Source organism: Butyricimonas paravirosa (genome assembly GCF_032878955.1).
Classification (GTDB): Bacteria; Bacteroidota; Bacteroidia; order Bacteroidales; family Marinifilaceae; genus Butyricimonas; species Butyricimonas paravirosa.
This window is the reverse complement of record NZ_CP043839.1, coordinates 929,437-949,789: the sequence shown is the minus strand read 5'-3', so window position 1 is coordinate 949,789 and position 20,353 is coordinate 929,437. Positions and strand designations below refer to the sequence as shown.

The window sequence follows — 20,353 nt, the reverse complement described above, 5'->3', positions numbered from 1 at the left end:
AGACATGAAAAGATATATTTATTTGTTAGTGGTAACTTGTTTGTTCGGTTGTTCGGATTGGTTGAATGTTCAACCGAGTGACCGGGTGGCAGAGGAATCTGCATTTTCCACGATTGCGGGATTCAAACAAGCGTTGAATGGCGTGTATGTTGATTTAAATGCTACCGAGCTGTACGGACAGACCCTCACGTGTGAAATGCTTGAAATCTTAGCACAGCGTTATAATATAAACCAGGAAAACAAGGAGTGGTCAGCTTTCATGACGTATGATTTTGCCGGATCTTATATTTCGAATCGGGTAGAAAAGATTTGGGAAAAAGCCTATAACTTGATCGCCAATACGAACTTGATCATAAAGAATTGTGACGAGCGGCGGGAAGTGCTACCGGATGATTATTACCAGATGATAAAAGGTGAGGCTTTGGCGTTGAGAGGTTTTTTACATTTTGATTTATTTCGTTTGTTCGGGCCAGTTTATGGGGTAGATTCCACGTTAGAATCAATTCCTTATTACAAGGAATTTGCCTTGGATGTACAACCCACGCTGATTGGTACTGAATTCATGAAAAACGTGATCGTTGATTTACGGGCGGCGAAAGATTTATTGTCAACAGATCCGATTATCACGAATGGAGTAGCTGGAGATCCCTCGGATAAATTTAAGTCCAAGCGGAACTTGCGTTTGAATTACTATGCTGTCCAAGGATTGTTGTCCCGGGCTTATATGTATATCGGGGAATTGGATAGTGCTTTAGTATATGCCCAAAATGTGATTGATGTTCATGAACGTATTTTCCCATGGGTAACTAGAAATGAAGCCGTGGCGGGAACGGAGCCGGACAGGGTATTTTCATCTGAAGTTTTGTTTGCCTCGCAGAATCGAAATGTCGGAGGATTGTATAATTCTCTTTTTAACGGGGAATCCTTGAAGATTTCTTCATTGCTGGGAATACGTAATGATGTAGCCAAGTATAGATTCGATAATGCGGAGGAATCGGATATAAGAGTATTAAGTTTCATGAAAAATAAGGCAACCGTGAGTGGGGTGGATTATCGTTTGTTTAACAAGTTTGAATCTGTGGTTGGAGATTCTATTTATTCGCAGATGATGCCCCTTATACGAGTTAGCGAACTTTATTTGATGGTTTCTGAAATATATTATGAACAGGGACAGAAAAGTAAGGGGGCTCCTTATTTTAATGCTTTGAGAGAAAATCGGGGGCTTTCCGGTGTTTCGACTTCCTCTTACCCGAGTTATTTGCTTGATGAATGGTGGAGGGAGTTTATCGGGGAAGGACAATTATTCTATTATTACAAACGGACGATGGCGGAAGAGATGCATTCGGCGACAAACGCGTATAATGAAACATCCGTGAAATTGAGTAATTATGTTCTGCCGATACCTGATGGCGAAACGAAATATAATTAAGAAGAAAGGAGAGATTATGAAACAGATATGCTATATAATATTATTCTTCACGGCTTTCTTTTATGCTTGTGAAAAAGATGTGGATAGTTACGAGGGGGAAAGTGGTATTTATTTTGACACGGAAGGCAAGTTGAACGACACGGTTGTCGTGTCTTGGGGAATGAAAGCCGGGGACGTGGTAACCCGTAATCTGAAATTGCGTGTTATGCTCGTCGGTACGGTGGCGGATTATGACAGGAAGTTTACCGTGGATGTGATTTCTGATCAAACAGATACGTTGGCAGCTGAAGAGGGTGTTGATTTCGAGCCGTTTGATAAGGAATATACGATTCCCGCTAATGGAGCCTACGCGGATATAAATATCGTGCTAAAGCGTCGGGAGACGTTGAAACAGCGTAGTAGGCGTTTTACGGTGAAGTTGAATGAAACACCGGAATTACATTTCATGTACACGCGTCGTAGTCGGATAGACTCCCTTACTTCTTTGGACGTGGATTATCAACGAGTGGTTTTTATGAATGAAAATTTTCCTCGTCCGGGTTGGTGGACTCGTGAGGGGCAAAAACGATTCGGAGATTGGAGTCAAACAAAAGCCGGGTTAATTTGTGATGTGATGAATATAGATCGGGAAGTTTGGTTAGGTGTTTTGGGAGAAGGTACTTTCACGCAGGGTTATTTGTCCTACGTGGGAAAATATATGTATCGTTGGTTGCAGGAAAATCCGACGAAGGATGAGGATGGAGAATGGATGGAAATGGGACCGGATTCCCAAGATTAATTTAATTGTTTTATGAAGTATAAAATGAGAATTATGAAATATACAATATTCGGTTTATTATTCATCTTGATAGGATTTATTTGTTCTTGTGCGGATGATAAGGGCAATTACAATTATCAGGATATAAATAAATTATCAATTACAGGGATTGAAACGGGAAATGCGTATCGAAAAATCTCTCACGTGGATACCCTGAGGATTTATCCGGAAGTGAAAAGTTTGACGGGAGCTGAAGGAGAATATACTTATGAATGGAAGTTCATCCCGCAGAATGCGGATAAAGATAAAGGGGCGGATACGCTTGATTTCGTGGTGGCTACAACAAAGGATTTGGAGTTACCCATCACGTTAAAGGCGGATTCCTATACTTGTTTTTATCGGGTTGAAGATAAAGCGACCAAGGTAAGCTGGTATCAAAAGTTTTATTTGCAGGTGAGTAGCTTAACGAGCGAGGGATGGATGGTGCTGTGTGAACAGGATGGTCAATCTCGTATGGATATGGTCGTGAACGTGGATGCGAATACGGATATTATTTCCAGGGACATTTGGTCGGAAAGTGATTTGGTAACGGGAAAACCGGTAAAGCTGATGAGTAATTTTTCGGCTTCAGGAGGAAACATCTATTTATTTACCTGTGAAAACGGAACTTATCGTTTGGATCCGACGGATATGCACGCCGGGGAAGATAATAATATTAAATGGAATTTTGGTGACCAGCCGGATCACGTGCACGTGTTGGCATCCGGGGTTTCATTATACGATTATTATCAATATAACGGGAAATATGAGTTTATTGATTATTTGTATTGGATCGTTATCGATGAGAATGGTGATGTGTACTGTAATAATGTTGCTGTAAACGGGGGATTGTTTGAATTTCCGATTAATGAAATTAATGGTATGAAATTCAAGGCTGCGCCTTTCGTGGCGAATGCTTGCCGTTATCGGCGAGGTGGCGGTTCCTATACTTTAGGAGGTACTTCAACCATGTTGTATGACGAGGCAGGGCGTTTCATCGAGGTGAAGGCAAAATCCGGAGGAATTCCCTCTGTCATGAAATTTTCGGGGGATGAGATCCTTTTCCCGGCAGAACAAGCGGGAAAAGAAATGGTGCTTATGCAATCCACGGTAAATGATGGGTTGACCTATGTCGTGTTGAAAGATCGTGCCGGAGATTATTATTATTACGGGATCGTGTTGGGAACGGAAGGTGTGAACACGCAACGGTACTACGGGAAATTGTCCGGAACGGGAGTGGAGCAAGCGACTCTTTTTGCCTGTCATCCGTTATACGGGACTTTATTCTACGCGACGAAAGACAGGATATACGAGTTTGACATGAAAAATCCGAGTACTCCGGTGAAAGAAATTTGTCATTTCCCGGGAGAAACTATAAAAGTGTTGAAATTTAATCCGTTTTCGGCATTCCGTCAATATGCAGTTTGGGAGGATATGCGCAGTGAACATTTGGTGGTGGGAACCACGATTGATGGTGCTGATGAGAAAGGATGCGGTATTATGCGGACTTACGAGTTTGAACCGCAATGGGATAAAGCTCCTGTCTTGAAAAAGGTACACAAAGGTTTAGGAAAGATCGTGGATATTGCCTATAAAGAAATAAGATTGTGACGGTGAAAATGATATATAGTTGGTTCGTCATGGGGATTGCACTTTTGTGCGGGTGTCAATCGACTTCAAAATATGTCATTCAGGGAAACTTTGCAGGTTATTCGGGGAAAGTGTTTTTACTTTCCCCGAATATGGCCGACAAGCTGGATACGCTGGGAAGAGCAGAAGTCTTGAATGGTAATTTTCAACTGGCGGGAGTGGTTGAAAAACCTAGATTCGCTTGGCTGAGTGTGGAGAATACGAAATTGAAAGTTCCCGTGTTTCTTGAAAATACTTCCTATTCGGTTCTAGTGGATATGAAGGAACAACCAACGACATGGAGAGTTACCGGGGGAGAACTTCAACAGGTACGTGAACGCTTTAAACGTGAAGTGGAGGATATGATACTGGAAAAACGGGATTCGTTGGAAGGCGAGTATCAAACGTGTGCTGAAGAAAAGAATCTTTTCGGAAAATTCCATGTGCGGGCCTTGCTCGAAGGATTGGATTCTCTTTACGAGAAGAAGGAGGACGAGTTTATCCGGGAGAATGATAACCTCGTGTCCGCGAGTTTGATTTACGTGCGATTGTCTACCTTGAATAAAAACAAGATGCTGAGGGGAAAATATGAATTACTCGGTGATTCTGCCCGTAATTCTATTCTCGGGAAAATACTGGCACGATACGTTGAGTGTGAAGTTGATTTGAGAAAGGGTGCTTTATTTCCAGACTTCACTTTGCAAACGCCACAAGGTGAACCCGTATCTTTGTATTCCGTGAAAGCAAAAGTGAAAATCATTGATTTTTGGGCTTCTTGGTGTGGCCCGTGCCGGGCGGAGAATCCTCACGTGAAGGAGTTGTACGAGAAGTATCATGATGCAGGATTAGAGGTCATCAGCGTGTCGTTGGATGATAAAAAAGATAAATGGTTGAAGGCTATCGAACAGGACGGTTTACCTTGGATTCACGTGTCTGATTTACAGGCGTGGGGAAATCCGTTGGTGAAGATGTTGGGGATACAGGGAATCCCTTACTTGATTGTTTTGGATAAAGATAATCGGATTGTCGGGACCAGATTGCGAGGAGAGCAACTGGACCGGTGTGTAATGGAAACGATACGATAAGTTTCGTGGCATGAGTGTGAACGGGGGTGTTCGTGTAATGCGAATGTCCCCTTTTTTTCGAAAAATACATTCTTTAGGATCTTGTTGATACTTTTCTGTGATAATTTATTACTTTTATCACGTTGTGTTTTGTGTAAATATTATTTGTATGAGAAAAGTGTCTTATTGTTTCCTATTTGTTTTATTATTTTCGAATATCTATGCTCAACAGTCAAAAGATATTCAGTGGAATCCCTCAAACGGGATGAATTTTGTGGAATTTCTGGAGATTTGGGAACCGGGAATCCCGGTGAGTGAGGATGATAACTTCTTTATTTCCCGGGTGAAATTAAAAGAGCGTTTTGAAAACAAAAATACCCAGGTACATCCGGAACTTACCACAGCCCGGCAATTATGCTGGTGGACGCCGATGGGTGACGGGAAAAAAGAATGGAAATCGTTTCCCCGGAATCAGTTTGAGGCGGATAATTTTAATATGTGGCAATACGTGGATATACACGGGAATTGGGGAGACGGATGGTTTCGTGTGCCGGGAGTGTTTAACGACGTGGCTCATAAAAATGGGGTGCGAACGGGATGCGTGTTGTTTATCAACTGGGCGGAACCGGTGAAAAAGGCAGGTGACCGGGTGTACGATCTCTTTTCAAAACTCATGACAAAAGATGAATACGGGCGTTTCAAGTACGCGGAGAAGTTGATCCGTTTTTTGCGGTATTACGGGATTGATGGAATTGGGGTGAACCCGGAGGGGGAATGGGATGCGGATGTGGCCTCCGAAGTGCAGGATTTTTTCGTGGAGTTACACGTGCAGGCCGAGAAACTGGGATTGCGAGGATTCCATATCGACTGGTATGATAGTAATGATAGCCGGGGGCGTTTAAGTTTCGGGCAGAATGCATTACAGGAGCGTAACCGGAATTGGTTCCAAAAAGGAAATCGGAGGGTGACGGATATGTTTATGTTGAATTATAATATTGACGTGTGGGGAGGAAATAACGATCCGATGGGTGAATCGGCCAGGAATGCGGTGAAGTTCGGGCGGAGTTCGTATGACGTGTATGCCGGTTTTTATCTGCGGGGCCGGGGACTTTCGAGTTACGATTCTGAACCTCGTGCGGGGAAGGGCTGGGAGGTGTTGAAGGATAAACCCGTGTCCGTTTGCCTTTGGGGAGAACATGACCGGAATAACATTCATAATGCGTCTTACGAACATGGTAAGGAGCCGCTCGTTGTGCAACAAACTTACTTGAGAAAACTGGAATATTTTTTCACGAGTGGCACACGCAATCCGGTGAATGCTCCTGTCGTGACGAATACGATTACCACCGTGAATGAAGAGGATATGCGGCGTTTTCATGGGATCTCGACCTTTTTCCCGGCAAGAAGTACAATACAGGAGTTACCTTTCGTGACCCGGTTTAATCTCGGGAACGGGCTTTTCTTCAATCGGGAAGGGAAGACGGAGAACGGTTACCCGTGGTATAACGTGGGGGTACAGGACTGGATGCCTTCTTGGCGTTGGTGGGTTACGGGGCATGACGGGCGGGTGCCTGGTGATGCGATTCAATGTGATTTCGTGTTTGAAGATGCTTGGTTCGGTGGGTCATGCTTGAAACTACACGGGAGAACAACATATTCCAAGGTGCGTTTGTTTAAGACGAATATTCCGGTTCACGAAAAGGTGAAATTATCGTTTACGTGTAAAATGAAAATGGGTGAGTGCGGTAAATTGAAGCTTGTATTGTCCAAGGTCGGTGCAGAAGATCAGTTTATTGAAATTCCAGTGGAAGGGAAAAATATTTCACGGGAATGGCAGACGGTGACTTGTAAATTGGGGAATTTCGGTTGGAACGAGAATGATCATGTTGCTTGTATCGGTTTGGTCGTGGAGAATACGTCGGATGATTTCGAGATGTTCATCGGGGAGCTGGCGTTGACGGATGCCCGGATGAAATTTAAACCCGTGAAACCGGAGATCACGAAAGCGGAAATTATTCGGACGTACGCGGATTCTTTGGATTTCAAGTTGGTATGGAACGTGATTCCGTGGGTGAATCGTGAAAAGGATATGCCCGTGATGAATGAGGCTATCGACACATGGTATTTTGAGGTATACCTGAAAGATTCGTCAAAGGCGAGACCTCGTTTAATTACGACAACTACTTCTTGGGCAGCTTATGCTTGTGGGGTTAACGTGAAGGCTATGAGCGAGGTATTGTGGTTGGGAGTTCGGGCTGTTGCCCCGGATGGGAAACGATCATCCAAGATCGTGTGGCAGGAAGTAAAGAGGTAAATGGTATATTTTAACGTAAATTTAACCTAAAATGTCGGGTATTAAAATTGATTGATGCTTATATTTGAAAACTAATTAAGTTTGTGTTTTTATATATTATTTATTGCGAAATGAAACAAGTTTACCGATTATCAATTTTATTGTGTTTAATGATCTCGGTGATGTCTTCATTTGCTCAAAAGAAGAAAGCAAATGGACGTGCCGGAGGCGAGTATGTAGTGTTGGCATCCAAGGCTGTACAACAGGATGCAGCGTGGATGCAAGTAGTTAATGCGTTAAAAGAAAAGCATGGTGCGGAGGTCTTTTTTTACGAGAAAGCGCCTCGTGAGAATCTGGCGGATCTTCAACGGGTGAAACCGCGTTACGTGGCTATCGTGGAGAAACCGGAGAATTTGAACCGGGATTACGTGATTGATATGCATCACGTGAGCCGTGAGGTGGATGAGGACATTTTTGCCGATTTCCTTTGGGGGATTATTACCGGTTATGATGCAAATGGGGCGATGAAGATGTTGGACAACAGCACGGAACCTTTGGTTATTAAGAATGCCGTGGCTACGATTACAGAATTAAAGAGTGCCAAATGGTTTGACCGTTACGCTTGGGTGGATGATCAGACACTGGGATTGTGGGGCGAGAAGACAGACAAAGGGGAGGCCGTGAAAACGGGTAATGTTTCCGTGGATGGACGGTTGAAGAAACTCTCGGATATGTATGCTGCATGTGATCCGGACTTGGTGGTAACGGCATGGCACGCCACGGAAAAGGATTTGCAGGTGCGTTATTCCACGGGAGACATCCGGGCGAAAGACGGGAAGTTGTATTTCAATGATCATAAAACGAAAGCGACTTGGGATGTACCGGAAAGTGGAAAACGGAAAGTGTTTTTTGCCGTGGGTAACTGTTTGATCGGTAACGTGAATAACACGAAAGAAAGTATGGCTATCGCTTGGATGAATGGTAGTAATGCTGCCACGATGATCGGTTACGTTGTGACTACTTGGCACGGGCGTAACGGTTGGGGTGGTTTGAAATACTGGTTGACCAATCCGGGACGTTATTCTTTGGCAGAGGCTGTTTACATGAACCAACAGGATTTCTTGTACCAGCAAAATCAATGGTATCCTTCTTTGATCAAGGAAAACTATAATTTTGATGGAAACGAATTCCAAATTGCAGCCCGGAAAGTTGCTAAAGCGATGAATACTCAACAACCTACCCAAGACCAGATCGGTTTCTGGCATGACCGCGATGTGTTGGCTTATTATGGTGATCCGAAATGGAATGTGCGTTTGCAGGAGATTCCGGAAGAGACTGATTTTACGGTGACTTCCAAGGTAAAAGGTAAGAAATGTATCATCACGATCAAGACGAAAGAGAATTTCAGCTTGGAGCGTATGAAAGGGGATAAGTTCAAACAGGAACACGTGTTGGATTTGCCTTTCAGTTACTTCTTCCCTGAACGATTGAATAATCCTCGATTGGCTGCCGGACAAGACTGGAAGGCTGCCGTGGACGAGAACTTCCTGATTATTTATGATCCGGATTTCAAACCCAATATGACGTATGAAGTTGTACTGGATATAGATAAATAAAGTATTTATTTTATTATAAGAAAAGAGGTCGTTCCAAAAAACGACCTCTTTTTGTATATATATGGGCTGTCTTGTTTCGAATAAGAAAAATTGATGTAGATCAAGTCATCCAACGCATGGTGATGTTATCTTTGCTCGATTTTTTAAGATGGGATGTATGAAACCGACTAAAACACTACGTGGACAGCTATTTAGACTGACGGGACCGATATTCGTGGAGACGTTATTGATCATGTTGTTGGGGGCAATGGATACGTTTATGCTGAGTCATTATTCGGATGATACGGTGGCGGCCGTCGGGGTGGTGAATCAATTATTGAGTCTGGTATTTCTCGTGTTCGGGGTATCGACAGTCGGGACTTCCGTGCTTTGTTCCCAGTATTTGGGGGCATCGCAACAGGCAAACGTGCGGCAGGTGATTGGTGTATCGTTGTTTTTTAATACCCTGATCGGGGTGACCACGAGCGCTTTCCTGTATTTTCGGGCAGAGGCTTTGTTAAAGATAATGGATTTGGCCCCGGAACTGATCAATGAGGGGTTGGCCTATATGCAGATTGTGGGCGGTTTTGCCTTCTTGCAAGCTATCGCTCTAACCATGTCGGCTGTGCTGCGAAGTCACAACAAGGCGTACTATCCCATGCGGGTGACCTTGTTGATGAACGTGTTGAACATCATTGGAAACTATGCCTTGATTTTCGGTAAATTCGGGTTACCGCAAATGGGAGTCGTGGGGGCAGCAATTTCGACTTCTTCCTGCCGAGCGGTGGCGTTAGCGTTATTATTGTATATCACGTTTGGCAAGGTGGTTCCTCGCTTCTCGTTCTCGTGTCTGAGACCGTTCCCGTGGGATAAGTTGAAAAACTTGTTGCATATCGGTCTTCCGGCGGCAGGGGAACAGGTGTCATATAGTTTGTCGCAAGTGGTTATTACTTATTTCACGGTTATGTTGGGTACGGCGGCACTGACGGCACGTACTTACGCGATGAATATTATCCTGTTTTCATACGTGTTCTCCGTGGCCCTCGGACAAGGGGCCGCAATCCTGATCGGGCATCTGGTCGGGGGCGAACGTACTGATGCGGCTTTTATATTGCAGAAATATTGTCTGCGACTTTCGATCGTGGTTTCCCTTTGCGTGGCGGTGGTCACGGCGGTTTGCAGTAAGTTTATTTTCGGAATGTTGACTTCCAATCCGGAGATCGTGTACATGGGGGTGATGATTCTTTGTATTGACATTTTGCTGGAGGTGGGACGTGCGGTGAATATCCTGTCGGTAAACGTGCTGAATGCCGTGGGGGATGTGACTTATCCCTTTATCACCGGGTTGATTGTCATGTGGGGAGTGGCGACAGCGTTGAGTTACGTGTTCGGGATTTCTTTCGGTTGGGGGCTTGCCGGGATGTGGGTGGCTTTCACGTTGGACGAGAATATCCGGGCGATTATTTTCGTGCGCCGTTGGAATAGCCGGAAATGGGTGGGTAAGTCTTTTACCCGGGTGGAGAAATTGTTAAAGCAAACCAGCTCTCACTCGGCTTAACGTTTCGGGGGTCATACCAAGCCGGGAGGCAATGTGGATGAGGGGAGCCCGTTTGACTACTTCCGGGTGTTCCGTGGCGAGTCGGTGGTAACGTTCCCGGGCGGTCTCGAAACGACAGGCATCGGCTTTTTGCTGTGATTCGATCAGGGAGTTTTCCAGCATTTTGCAATACATGTGTTCCACCTCGTGATTCGTTCGCATAAGGTCTTGTAGTTGATCATGCGGGAAAGAATAGATAACGGTGGGTTCGAGAGCCTCGATCATCAAGTAACTCGGGGTTTGCCGAAAATAGCTTTCCAGCGAAACGAATATCCCTTTTTCATACGAGAAGTGTTCCGTGAGATCCCGCCCGTTTTTATCATAGAATAGGCGAATCATTCCTTGGGCGACCATGCTGTAATATTTACATATCTCACCTTCCCGGAGAAAAAGGTCTCCTTTGGCCAGTTCGAAACGGACGAGAATGTTGGCCAATTTCTCGTGAGTTTCCGGGCTGAGCGGGGCGGTTTGAGCCTCGAATTGCCTAATGATTTCTTCCTTCGTGTCCATGAGGCAAAAATAGTGAAAAAATCTGTTATATTTGTGACATAAAATATCATGATCATGAAACAAGTTTTATGGATACTGCTTGCTTTCGTGCTGTTATGTGCATGTGAGGAAAAGCATTTTATGACAGATCCGGGCTACCGGAAGATGGTGGAACAGGATTTTCAGAAAAAGAAGAAGGTGTTGGAAGGTAACCCGGGTAATTTGTTTGCCGTGTTCGATTCCCCGATGAGCGTGGAGGAACGAGAGGCGCTGATGTTTCTCTACGCTTATTCTCCGTTGATTGATCTATCTTTTTCGGGGGGAGATTTTCTGTTGAAGAATGTGCGTTGGGCATTCCAAGCGAGAGAGGCGATGCCTTGGGGAAAAGATATTCCGGAAGATATATTCCGTCATTTTGTACTTCCCGTGAGGGGTGGGAAAGAGAATCTGGACACGGCCCGTATCGTTTTCTACAAGGAACTGAAGGAACGGGTTGCGACCTGTGAGTCCATGGAAAAGGCGGCGCTGGAAGTGAATCACTGGTGTCATGAACACGTGATCTATAAACCGACCAATGCCCGGACCCGTTCACCGCTAGCCACGATGCTCACGGCTTACGGTCGCTGTGGTGAAGAGTCCATATTCACGCTGGCAGCTTTGCGGGCCGTGGGGATTCCGGCACGTCAGATATACACGCCTCGCTGGGCGCATTGTGATGATAATCACGCGTGGATTGAGGTCTGGGTGGATGGCGAGTGGAAGTACTTGGGGGCTTGTGAACCGGAACCTCGGTTGAATATCGCGTGGTTCACGTTGCCCGTGCAAAGGGCGATGTACGTGGAGTCGGAGGTGTTCGGGAAATATAATGGTCAGGAAGAGATTGTTTACGTGAATGAAAGTGGTTCAGGCGTGAACGTGACTTCCCATTATACACGGATCGTTCCGACAGTAGTTCAAGTTATTGACGAGAACGGGCAGCCTGTTGAGAATGCGAAGGTGGAATATAAGATATTTAATTACGGGGAGTTTTATCCCGTGGTGACCTTGTATTCCGACGTGAAGGGGGAGACTTCCCTGACGTTGGGGCAAGGAGATATTTTCGTTTTGGCAAGTAAGGGAAAGAAGTTGGGTTTTGGGGAATTGTCCGTGGAGCGGCAGGATACACTGACCGTCGTGTTGGATAAAACTGTCGGGGATTTGTTTTCAGGGGAGTGGGATTTGGTACCGCCAAGGCAACATGATATTACAGCTTTGTCAACTGATGAGGAACGGGCCGTGAATGACCGTCGTTTTGCCCGGGAAGATTCGTTACGGAATGTTTATGTGGCAACTTTCATGTCGAGGACGCAAGGCGGGGATGTAGCGATGGAGTTGGGTGTGGATACGGCACGTTTTGCCACGTATATGGTTACGTCACGGGGAAATTATTCCGAATTGCTGCGTTTTATGCGTGAAGTGTCGCCTGAACGTCGGACATTAGCCATGAATTTGTTGGGCGTGATCGCGGAGAAGGATTTGCAGGACACTCCGGCAGACGTGTTGTTGTCTCACGTGGAAGGGGATGGCCGTGATGTGGCGAATCCTTATTTCACGGAATACATACTGAACCCGAGAGTGCAGAACGAGTTACTTACGGCTTATCGGGAACCCGTTCGGGAATTTTTGAAGAGGCACGATATTACGGATGTTACCAGTTTGATCCAAGAAACCGGAAAAATCAAGGTTGTTGATTCCCTGTACCCCGCGAAGGTGGTAACTCCACCGGAGGGCGTGATCCGGGCAGGGGTGACGGATGTACTTTCCCGGAATGTTTTCTTCGTGGCAGCCTGTCGTACAATGGGAATTCCGGCTCGGTTAAGCCCGATTTCGGGTAAACCGGAGTATTATCAGAACGGAACGTGGCATACGGTTAATTTCATGACCGAAAAGGTAGTACCGAAAGGGGAGTTGATGTTGCATTATGCTCAAAAGACGGTGAGTGACCCAAAATATTTCCTGAACTTTACGATCGGAAAGTTGGAAGATGGTCGGGTACGGACGATTGACTTGGGAAGTAACGCGGCGGTGGATATGGGTGTTGGTGCGTCATATAAAACGATCTTCACGAAACCGGTCACGCTGGAAGAGGGGGATTATCTTCTTTCAACGGGAAATAGACGGAGTGATGGGGCTGTTTTGGCAGATTTGGTATCATTCCAAGTGGAGGCTGGTAAATTGACAAATATAGATATGCTTATCCGTCCTTGCGTGGAGAAAATGGAGATTCTGGGAGTGGTCCCGACGGCGCTATCCATTGTCCCGGAGGGCAAGACAAAACCGGAGGCAATCCGTTTGCCGGAGAAGGGGTACACGGCGATAGCCTTGATTGAGGCGAATAAGGAACCGACAAATCATTTGTTGCGGGATATGAGCGGGATGAAAGATGATTTCGAGAACTTGGGTGTTCCCTTGTATTTCGTGTTTAAGGATGCGGATCATCAGGCTAAGTTTAATCGTGCGGACTTCCGGGCTTTTCCTTCCGTGATGCGGTGGGGAACGGACTTGGACGGTCGTTTGCTAAAAGGTTTGGCAGAAGGATTACGCTTGACGAACACGGAGAGCCTGCCTTTGATCGTCCTGTTGAACGCGAAGGGGGAGGTTGTTTTTGTTTCCCAAGGGTATCGTGTCGGGTTGGGTACGCAGATCATGAATATAATAAGTAGAAAGTGATAGACATTATAATAAGAGAATTTGATGAACGTGACGCGGAAACCGTGTCACGTCTGATTAGGAATAACTTGACCTTCGTGAATAGCCGGGATTATGAACCTGCGGTGATAGACTATATGTGCCGTTTGTTCACGCCTGATTATCTGTGTGAAATATCGGCTACCCGGACGATGTTCGTGGCGGAGGAAAACGGGAAAGTGGTCGGGACGGTTGGACTGGAAGGGGATGAGGTCTGCGCCTTGTACGTGGACCCGGATGTACATGGCCGGCGGGTTGGGGAACGTTTGTTACAACGCATCGAGGATTTTGCCTTGAGTCGTCATGTCCATTTGTTGCATTTGTCGGCCAGCCTCACGGCAGTCGGTTTTTACGAAAAAATGGGGTATCGCTCCCAAGAGAAGGAGGAATCCGAACTTTTCGGTCCTGCTTATATTATGACTAAATTATTGTAATCTTATAAAATATTTCCACATGAAAAAGGTGTTGGTTTTCTTCGTTTGCTTGTTGTTGATACAGGTGAGAGTTATGGCTCAGGATATTAAAGTGCAACCTTCTCCCCGTCAGGTCAATGTCACGGGGAAGAGTATGACGATTCCGGTTGCTTTCCGGCTCGTGGGTGAACAGGAGGCTAATCCTCATGCAATAGCTTTGTTGAAACAATTTTTGGGTGACCGTCTCGGGACGGAAGGGTTTCCCTTGTACGTGGGCGAGAAAGGTGACCGGGCCGTGCGGGGGGCAAAACGGCTGATACCCGATCATCCGGAAGGATACTACCTGTCGATTACCGATAAGGCCATCATGCTGGCCGGGAATGACGAGCGGGGAACGTATTATGCCGTGCGTACTTTCATGCAGTTGTTCCACGAGGGGCATTTACCGTTTGTTGGGATTCAGGATTACCCGGACGTACGTTTCCGGGGCGTGGTCGAGGGATTTTACGGTACGCCTTGGAGCCACGAGGCCCGTTTGAGACAATTGCAGTTTTACGGGGAGAACAAATTAAACACGTATATTTACGGACCGAAAGACGATCCTTTCCATAGTTCGCCCAACTGGCGGAAACCTTATCCTGCCAAGGAGGCAGCTCGTCTTGCCGAGCTGGTGAAGGTAGCAAACGAGAACGAGGTGGATTTTGTATGGGCGATTCATCCGGGGTTAGACATTCGCTGGGAGACTTCCGACCGTGATTCATTGATGGCCAAGTTTGAGCATATGTACGATTTGGGCGTACGTTCTTTTGCTGTCTTTTTTGACGATATTTCCGGTGAGGGGGCGAAAGCCGACCGACAGGTGGAATTGTTGAATTATATTGATGACCATTTCGTGCAGGTAAAGCCCGACGTGACGCCTTTGATCGTGTGCCCGACCGAGTACAATAAAGGATGGGCCCGACCGGAAAGCGGGTATCTTGCCACGATAGGTGAGAAGTTGAACCCGTCCGTGGAGGTGATGTGGACGGGAGATCGGGTGATTTCCGAGATTACTAGGGAAGGCGTGGAGTGGATTCGGGAGCAAATCAAACGCCCCTCTTATATCTGGTGGAATTTCCCCGTGTCGGATTACGTGAGGGATCACCTGTTATTGGGCGAGGTGTATGGTAACGGGAAAGATATTGCCGGGAGCATTTCCGGTTTCGTGGCTAATCCCATGGAATGGGCGGAGGCATCCAAACTGGCAATATATTGCGTGGCAGACTACACGTGGAATATGCAATCGTACGATCGTTTCCGGTCATGGTACCGGGCTATTCGGGCCATCATGCCGGAGAACGTGGAGGCCTTTACCGTTTTCGCCCGTCATAATTCCGATCTGGGAGAGAACGTGCATCGTTTCCGTCGGGAAGAATCCGTGGAAATTCAACCCGTGGCCGAGCGTTTCATGAAGGGGTATCGGGAAGGGCATTATGATGAGCGGGATTTTCTTGCTTTGCAGGACGAGTTCGAGCGTGTGGCGGAGGCTGCCGATTTGTTGTTGATTGACCGGGAAAACGAGGCGTTGATTGAAGAAATTACCCCGTGGTTGCATCAGTTCAAGATATTGGGAGATGCCGGGCAGGAGGCCTTGGCCATGATTAAAGCCGGGGAACGTGGTGATCGTGAACTTTTCCTGCGGAAGTATAATCACGTTAAAGCCTTGCGCAAGAGAAGTTACGAGCTGGAAAGACAATTTAACCAGAATCCTTACCAGCCGGGCGTGAAGACCGGGACAACAGTACTTCAACCGTTGGTGCTGGATGTTTTCACGGAGGCCACGGAACGGTTTAATCGTCAGAACGGGACGGATTTGCCTTTGTTAGCCGATTATTCACCTTGTAAGTTGACCACGAACGTGCCTCAACTGGAACATCTGCCTTTACAAGTATATCCCAGTCGGGTTCATTTGACCCCTTTGCTGGAAGTCGTGAAATGGCCGGCCGGGGGGTACCTGCAATTGGAACTTGATGATGCCTACCGGATTCCCGGTACTCGTTTGAATTTTGACGTGAAGGGTGATCTTTCCTGGGGTGTCATGGAAGTATCTGCTGACGGTGAGACGTGGCAGACCGTGACGTTGACCCGTGACGCTCGCGGCCGTCTGAACGGCAAATGGGAGGATACTCCCGTGAAGTTCGTCCGTTTCACGAACACGGGAGAGGGAGAACAACAGGTGTATTTACGGGAGTTCTACGTGGTGTTCAGTTTGTGATGCTATATTTTCTTGCCTGCCCATTTTCCGCTTTTCATGTACATGAAACCGAGAATGAGCAGGATGCTCCAATAGGCGTGTTCTGTGGTCCAACAGATGGCGACATCCGCTTGGAGATAGAACACGATGTAGATGATGTAGAGAACGTAGAACGTGAGCGTGCCGAACTCCATAAATAGAGCCATACGTGTGTTTCCTGTTCCCGACACGGCGTTGAAAAGAATACTGCCGGGGGTGGAAAGAAGAACCGCGCTCATCATCACGAAAAGGGAAGGGATCGTGGCTCGGATGAGTTGGGGATCATCGGTGTATATTCTTAAAAATGTGGCGGGAGCCAGTAGTATGATGATGCCGATCGGGATGACAAAGAGGTAGCACATCTTGATTGTTTTGAGACAAGTACTCCAGACCTGGGAGGTGGCCTGCGCGCCAATCAGGTTACTCACAAGCGAGCTGGTCGTGGCAGCGAAGGCGGAAACCGGCATGAAGAAGAACATGGCGGCACTGCGCACGATGTTGGACACTGCCAGTGGGCGTTCACCGAGGTGTTCCACGGCAATAAAGAACAGAAACCAAGTGGCCATGGCCAGAAAGGACTGGATCATGGTCCAAATGGAGATGTTGAGTATGCCCGACAATAATTTCGGGTTGAAACTGGACAGGTTGAAAAGTGCGTATTTTTTCCAATCAACTTTTTTCCAAGTATATAGGATATAGAAAATCATGGAAACGAGTTCTGCCACGGACGAGCCGATGGCAGCCCCGCTGATGCCCAAGGCCGGGAACCCGAATTTACCGAAAATTAACAGGTAATTCAGCACGACATTGGTGCCGACCATGACAAGCGAATTGATCGTGAGTATGCGTGTCGTGGTGATTCCCACGAAAAAAGCCCGGAACATGACAGCGACAAACGAGAAAAAGAAACCGAATACTCGCCATTTCATGTAGTCGTTCGTGGCCACGTAGACTTGTTCCGAGTCAATGACGGAACGGAGAACCGAAGGCGTGTATATGCGGGAAACCGTGAACATGAGTGTGGCAAGTCCCAAGAGGAAAAGTACTCCTTGTATAAAAATGGGTCCGATATCCTTGTAGTTGCCTTCTCCATTACGTCGGCCGATGAGGATTTGAGCCCCGATGCTGAAACCGAAAGCGAGCATGTAGATTGCCATGTAGTACACGCCGGCTAAGGCAGATGCACCTAGTTCGACTTCTCCCACTCTGCCGAGAAATGCGGTATCGGTCATGTTAATCAAGTGTTCCATCAACAAACTGACCAGGATCGGGAAAGTGATCACCCATATTTGTTTGTGTGTAAATCTCATATTCGTTTCGTTTATCGGTTTGTTTTTTCGGGGCGCAAAGATACGTATTTTTATTGTTTTGTGGCTGTTCGATGGCAGATAAGGTGGAGAACGGGCTACATAAAGATGTCAGAGGTGTGGATTGTTGGTTGCAAACACGTTTCATTGATCGGCTTTAATTCGGACGGGGAACGTCTGTAACTGGTCTCTGCGGATGGTTCTCCCATCGATCTCGCCATCAAGTCGGGCGGGATTGTGAGTGTTATTCCGGAAAGTCCGTATGGTAGCCGTTCCGAGTATTTTATTGGGCGTGTATTTTAACGTTTCAAAGTTGAAATGAGGTGATTAATTGTTAGAAATATTAAATGAAATTGTTTACATTAGTCGCTCTTTTAATGTTCTTGTTTGTGTTAAATTTATATATTATGAAAGAAAGTTCTACAAGTATTAAGGCTTTACTGCCTGTGTTGTTTGGTTTTTTTATCATGGGATTCTGTGACGTGGTGGGGATTGCAACCAGTTACGTAAAAGCCGATTTCGGGTTAAGTGAAACTATTGCCGGATTCCTGCCTTCTATGGTATTTCTATGGTTTTTGTTACTGGCGGTCCCGGCGGCTATTTTTATGAACCGTATCGGTCGGAAGAAAACGGTATTGGTGAGTATGTTGGTGACCATTGTGGGGATGATTATTCCTTTTATTGATTATAACCTGTACACGTGTCTGATCGCTTTTGCCTTGCTGGGAATCGGTAATACCATTTTGCAGGTGTCGTTGAACCCGTTACTGACGAACGTGGTGAAGGGAAACGTGCTGGCAAGTTCGTTGACCGCGGGGCAGGTGCTGAAGGCCGTTTCGTCTTTCTGCGGTCCGTTTATCGCGGCATTCGCGGCGACCGTACTGGGAAATTGGCAATATCTTTTCCCGATTTTCGCCTTGTTGACCTTGATTTTCATGGGCTGGTTAATGCTCGTGCATATTCGTGAGGAATCGCCGGAACAGTCGACCTCTTCGTGGGGAGCGACGTTCGGGTTGTTGAAGGATAGGACGATCCTGTTGCTTTTCTTGGGTATCGTGTTTGTCGTGGGCGTTGATGTCGGGATTAACACGGTGGCTCCGAAGTTATTGATCGAGCGTTGTGGGTTTGATGTTACGGGAGCGGGTGTCGGATCGAGTGTTTATTTTGCCTTCCGCACGATCGGGGCTTTCGTGGGAACTTTCCTGTTAGCACGGGTTTCCGGTAGCAAGTATTTCCGGGTGAACATTCTGGTAGCTATTGCTGCCATGATTGTGTTGTTCTTCATGTCTGGGCAATACTCGATTTTGGTGTTGATCGCGTTGATCGGTTTCACGTGTTCCAGCATATTCTCCCTGATCTTCTCCATGGCCATTCAAGCCCGTCCGGAGAAAGCTAACGAGATTTCCGGTCTGATGGTGACAGGTATTTTCGGAGGTGCGGTAATCCCGCCATTGATGGGATATTGTACGGATTTGATCGGCACACAGGCCGGTTCACTTATCGTGATTCTCGGTTGTATGTGTTACTTGTTGTATTGCTCGGTGGGAATTAAAACCCGGAAGTGATTCTACATTCTCTTAAACTTTTAGTTTTTATCTTTTAACTTTTAGCTTATTATGTATCAGTTTGATAAAAGAATAGTGATGACGTTGGATGCCGGGGGAACGAATTTTGTATTCTCGGCTATCCGCTCTAATGAAGAGATCGTTGAACCGATTGTTTTACCTTCAAATGGCGATAATTTGGAGAAGTGCTTGGAGACGATGGTTACGGGTTTTTCTGCCATCAAATTGAAGTTGCCGGAAGACCCCGTGGCGATCAGTTTTGCATTTCCCGGGCCGGCAGATTACGTGAACGGGATTATCGGTGACTTGAAGAATTTACCGGCTTTTCAAGGGGGAGTGGCATTAGGTGCTTTTTTGAGAAATAAGTTTGGGATTCCGGTATTTATCAATAATGACGGGGACCTGTTCGCTTACGGGGAGGCATTGGCTGGAGCGTTGCCGGAAGTGAATCGTATGCTACGGGATGCGGGGAAAAATAAAATGTATAAAAATTTGATTGGCATTACGTTGGGGACCGGATTCGGTGGTGGGGTAGTTCGTGATGGGGAGCTTTTTCTGGGTGATAACGGTGCGGCTGCTGAAGTATGGGTGTTGCGGGATAAACGCCAGCCGATTTACGGGGTCGAGGAGGGAATTTCGATCCGGGCGATTAAGAGGGAATATGCCCGATTGTCCGGGGATACACGGCGGTTGACCCCGAAAGAGATTTTCGAGATTGCCGAAGGAAATCTCGAAGGGAATCCAGCGGCTGCCCGGGAAGCTTTTGATCATGCGGGAGAAGTGTTGGGAGAGGCTATTGCCTCGATGAATGCCGTGGTGGATGGAATTGTGGTGATTGGTGGAGGGATTATTGCTGCCCACAAATATTTGATGCCGGCCGTGATGCGGGAATTGAACGGAACTTTGGAAATGTACGAAGGGGCCCCGGCGGACCGGATGGAGATGAAGGCTTTTTTCCTGGATGATCCGGGAGATTGTGCGGCTTTCTTGGCTCCCACGTCCAGACGAATTGTCGTGCCTGGAACGACTGAAACGGTCGAATATGATCCCGTGAAAAGAATGGGGGTAATCACGACAAAGTTGGGAACAAGTAGGGCTATCGCTTTCGGAGCTTACGCTTTTGCTTTGAATGAGCTGGACAAATAGGAAAAGATAAAAGATAAAAGTTAAAAACTAA

14 protein-coding genes are annotated in these 20,353 nt (G+C 46.6%); 12 read left to right on the top strand and 2 right to left on the bottom strand.

Translation table 11 applies throughout. The features are described 5' to 3' along the window. The first annotated feature begins 4 nt into the window (after positions 1 to 4). From F1644_RS04175 to F1644_RS04145, 7 genes are all read left to right on the top strand, one after another. Positions 5 to 1,429, top strand: coding sequence for a RagB/SusD family nutrient uptake outer membrane protein (locus F1644_RS04175; RefSeq protein WP_118302017.1), 1,425 nt, complete (start codon positions 5 to 7; stop codon positions 1,427 to 1,429). Between the two features lie 16 nt (positions 1,430 to 1,445). Further along, positions 1,446 to 2,207: a DUF4843 domain-containing protein gene (locus tag F1644_RS04170; RefSeq protein ID WP_158571860.1), complete on the top strand. Its 762-nt coding sequence runs from the start codon at positions 1,446 to 1,448 to the stop codon at positions 2,205 to 2,207. 33 nt (positions 2,208 to 2,240) lie between these two features. Further along, positions 2,241 to 3,836: a PKD-like family lipoprotein gene (locus tag F1644_RS04165; protein WP_158571859.1), complete on the top strand. Its 1,596-nt coding sequence runs from the start codon at positions 2,241 to 2,243 to the stop codon at positions 3,834 to 3,836. An 8-nt stretch (positions 3,837 to 3,844) separates the two neighbouring features. Beyond that, positions 3,845 to 4,939 (top strand): TlpA disulfide reductase family protein, encoded by a 1,095-nt coding sequence (locus F1644_RS04160; protein ID WP_229782486.1) that lies wholly within the window; start codon positions 3,845 to 3,847, stop codon positions 4,937 to 4,939. Positions 4,940 to 5,087: 148 nt separating this feature from the next. After that, the gene (locus F1644_RS04155) at positions 5,088 to 7,232 is read left to right on the top strand and encodes an endo-beta-N-acetylglucosaminidase (protein WP_118302021.1); all 2,145 of its coding nucleotides are present in this window, start codon (positions 5,088 to 5,090) and stop codon (positions 7,230 to 7,232) included. Between the two features lie 161 nt (positions 7,233 to 7,393). Beyond that, positions 7,394 to 8,827, top strand: a complete 1,434-nt coding sequence (locus tag F1644_RS04150) for a hypothetical protein (protein ID WP_229782485.1) — start codon at positions 7,394 to 7,396, stop codon at positions 8,825 to 8,827. 148 nt (positions 8,828 to 8,975) lie between these two features. Then, on the top strand, positions 8,976 to 10,364 hold the full coding sequence (locus F1644_RS04145) for an MATE family efflux transporter (RefSeq protein WP_087422258.1): 1,389 nt from the start codon (positions 8,976 to 8,978) through the stop codon (positions 10,362 to 10,364). Here the strand turns inward: F1644_RS04145 and F1644_RS04140 are convergent. After that, a complete protein-coding gene (locus tag F1644_RS04140) occupies positions 10,335 to 10,913 on the bottom strand; it encodes a Crp/Fnr family transcriptional regulator (RefSeq protein ID WP_118302022.1) in 579 nt (192 codons plus the stop codon). The genes F1644_RS04145 and F1644_RS04140 overlap by 30 nt on opposite strands. Before the next feature lie 54 nt (positions 10,914 to 10,967). Here F1644_RS04140 and F1644_RS04135 point away from each other — a divergent pair, with 54 nt between their 5' ends. Genes F1644_RS04135 through F1644_RS04125 form a run of 3 tightly spaced genes read left to right on the top strand, consistent with a single transcriptional unit; the run spans position 10,968 to position 16,286 of the window. After that, complete coding sequence (locus F1644_RS04135) at positions 10,968 to 13,601, top strand: transglutaminase-like domain-containing protein (protein ID WP_118302804.1); 2,634 nt, start codon at positions 10,968 to 10,970, stop codon at positions 13,599 to 13,601. Next, positions 13,598 to 14,053 carry a GNAT family N-acetyltransferase gene (locus F1644_RS04130; protein WP_118302023.1) on the top strand — a complete coding sequence of 152 codons (456 nt, stop codon included), beginning with the start codon at positions 13,598 to 13,600 and terminating at the stop codon, positions 14,051 to 14,053. The genes F1644_RS04135 and F1644_RS04130 overlap by 4 nt, the downstream gene beginning before the upstream one ends. A gap of 19 nt (positions 14,054 to 14,072) precedes the next feature. Then, entirely contained in the window at positions 14,073 to 16,286 is a 2,214-nt protein-coding gene (locus F1644_RS04125) for a beta-N-acetylglucosaminidase (RefSeq protein ID WP_118302024.1), read from the top strand. 2 nt (positions 16,287 to 16,288) lie between these two features. On the opposite strand, the gene F1644_RS04120 is transcribed toward F1644_RS04125, so the two are convergent. Further along, the gene (locus F1644_RS04120; protein WP_118302025.1) at positions 16,289 to 17,614 is read right to left on the bottom strand and encodes an MATE family efflux transporter; all 1,326 of its coding nucleotides are present in this window, start codon (positions 17,612 to 17,614) and stop codon (positions 16,289 to 16,291) included. Between the two features lie 404 nt (positions 17,615 to 18,018). Between F1644_RS04120 and F1644_RS04115 the strand changes: the two genes are divergently transcribed. Then, on the top strand, positions 18,019 to 19,176 hold the full coding sequence (locus F1644_RS04115) for an MFS transporter (protein WP_118302806.1): 1,158 nt from the start codon (positions 18,019 to 18,021) through the stop codon (positions 19,174 to 19,176). 51 nt (positions 19,177 to 19,227) lie between these two features. Next, entirely contained in the window at positions 19,228 to 20,322 is a 1,095-nt protein-coding gene (locus F1644_RS04110; protein ID WP_189021511.1) for an ROK family protein, read from the top strand. Positions 20,323 to 20,353 lie beyond the last annotated feature (31 nt).

What these genes read in the sequence shown, in the direction of transcription:
- F1644_RS04140 (WP_118302022.1), bottom strand. Translation starts at nt 10,913, where the DNA reads ATGGACACGAAGGAAGAAATCATTAGGCAATTCGAGGCTCAAACCGCC.
- F1644_RS04110 (WP_189021511.1), top strand. Translation starts at nt 19,228, where the DNA reads ATGTATCAGTTTGATAAAAGAATAGTGATGACGTTGGATGCCGGGGGA.
- F1644_RS04165 (WP_158571859.1), top strand. Translation starts at nt 2,241, where the DNA reads ATGAAATATACAATATTCGGTTTATTATTCATCTTGATAGGATTTATT.
- F1644_RS04155 (WP_118302021.1), top strand. Translation starts at nt 5,088, where the DNA reads ATGAGAAAAGTGTCTTATTGTTTCCTATTTGTTTTATTATTTTCGAAT.
- F1644_RS04170 (WP_158571860.1), top strand. Translation starts at nt 1,446, where the DNA reads ATGAAACAGATATGCTATATAATATTATTCTTCACGGCTTTCTTTTAT.
- F1644_RS04150 (WP_229782485.1), top strand. Translation starts at nt 7,394, where the DNA reads ATGTCTTCATTTGCTCAAAAGAAGAAAGCAAATGGACGTGCCGGAGGC.
- F1644_RS04125 (WP_118302024.1), top strand. Translation starts at nt 14,073, where the DNA reads ATGAAAAAGGTGTTGGTTTTCTTCGTTTGCTTGTTGTTGATACAGGTG.
- F1644_RS04145 (WP_087422258.1), top strand. Translation starts at nt 8,976, where the DNA reads ATGGGATGTATGAAACCGACTAAAACACTACGTGGACAGCTATTTAGA.
- F1644_RS04175 (WP_118302017.1), top strand. Translation starts at nt 5, where the DNA reads ATGAAAAGATATATTTATTTGTTAGTGGTAACTTGTTTGTTCGGTTGT.
- F1644_RS04135 (WP_118302804.1), top strand. Translation starts at nt 10,968, where the DNA reads ATGAAACAAGTTTTATGGATACTGCTTGCTTTCGTGCTGTTATGTGCA.
- F1644_RS04160 (WP_229782486.1), top strand. Translation starts at nt 3,845, where the DNA reads ATGATATATAGTTGGTTCGTCATGGGGATTGCACTTTTGTGCGGGTGT.
- F1644_RS04120 (WP_118302025.1), bottom strand. Translation starts at nt 17,614, where the DNA reads ATGAGATTTACACACAAACAAATATGGGTGATCACTTTCCCGATCCTG.
- F1644_RS04115 (WP_118302806.1), top strand. Translation starts at nt 18,019, where the DNA reads ATGAAAGAAAGTTCTACAAGTATTAAGGCTTTACTGCCTGTGTTGTTT.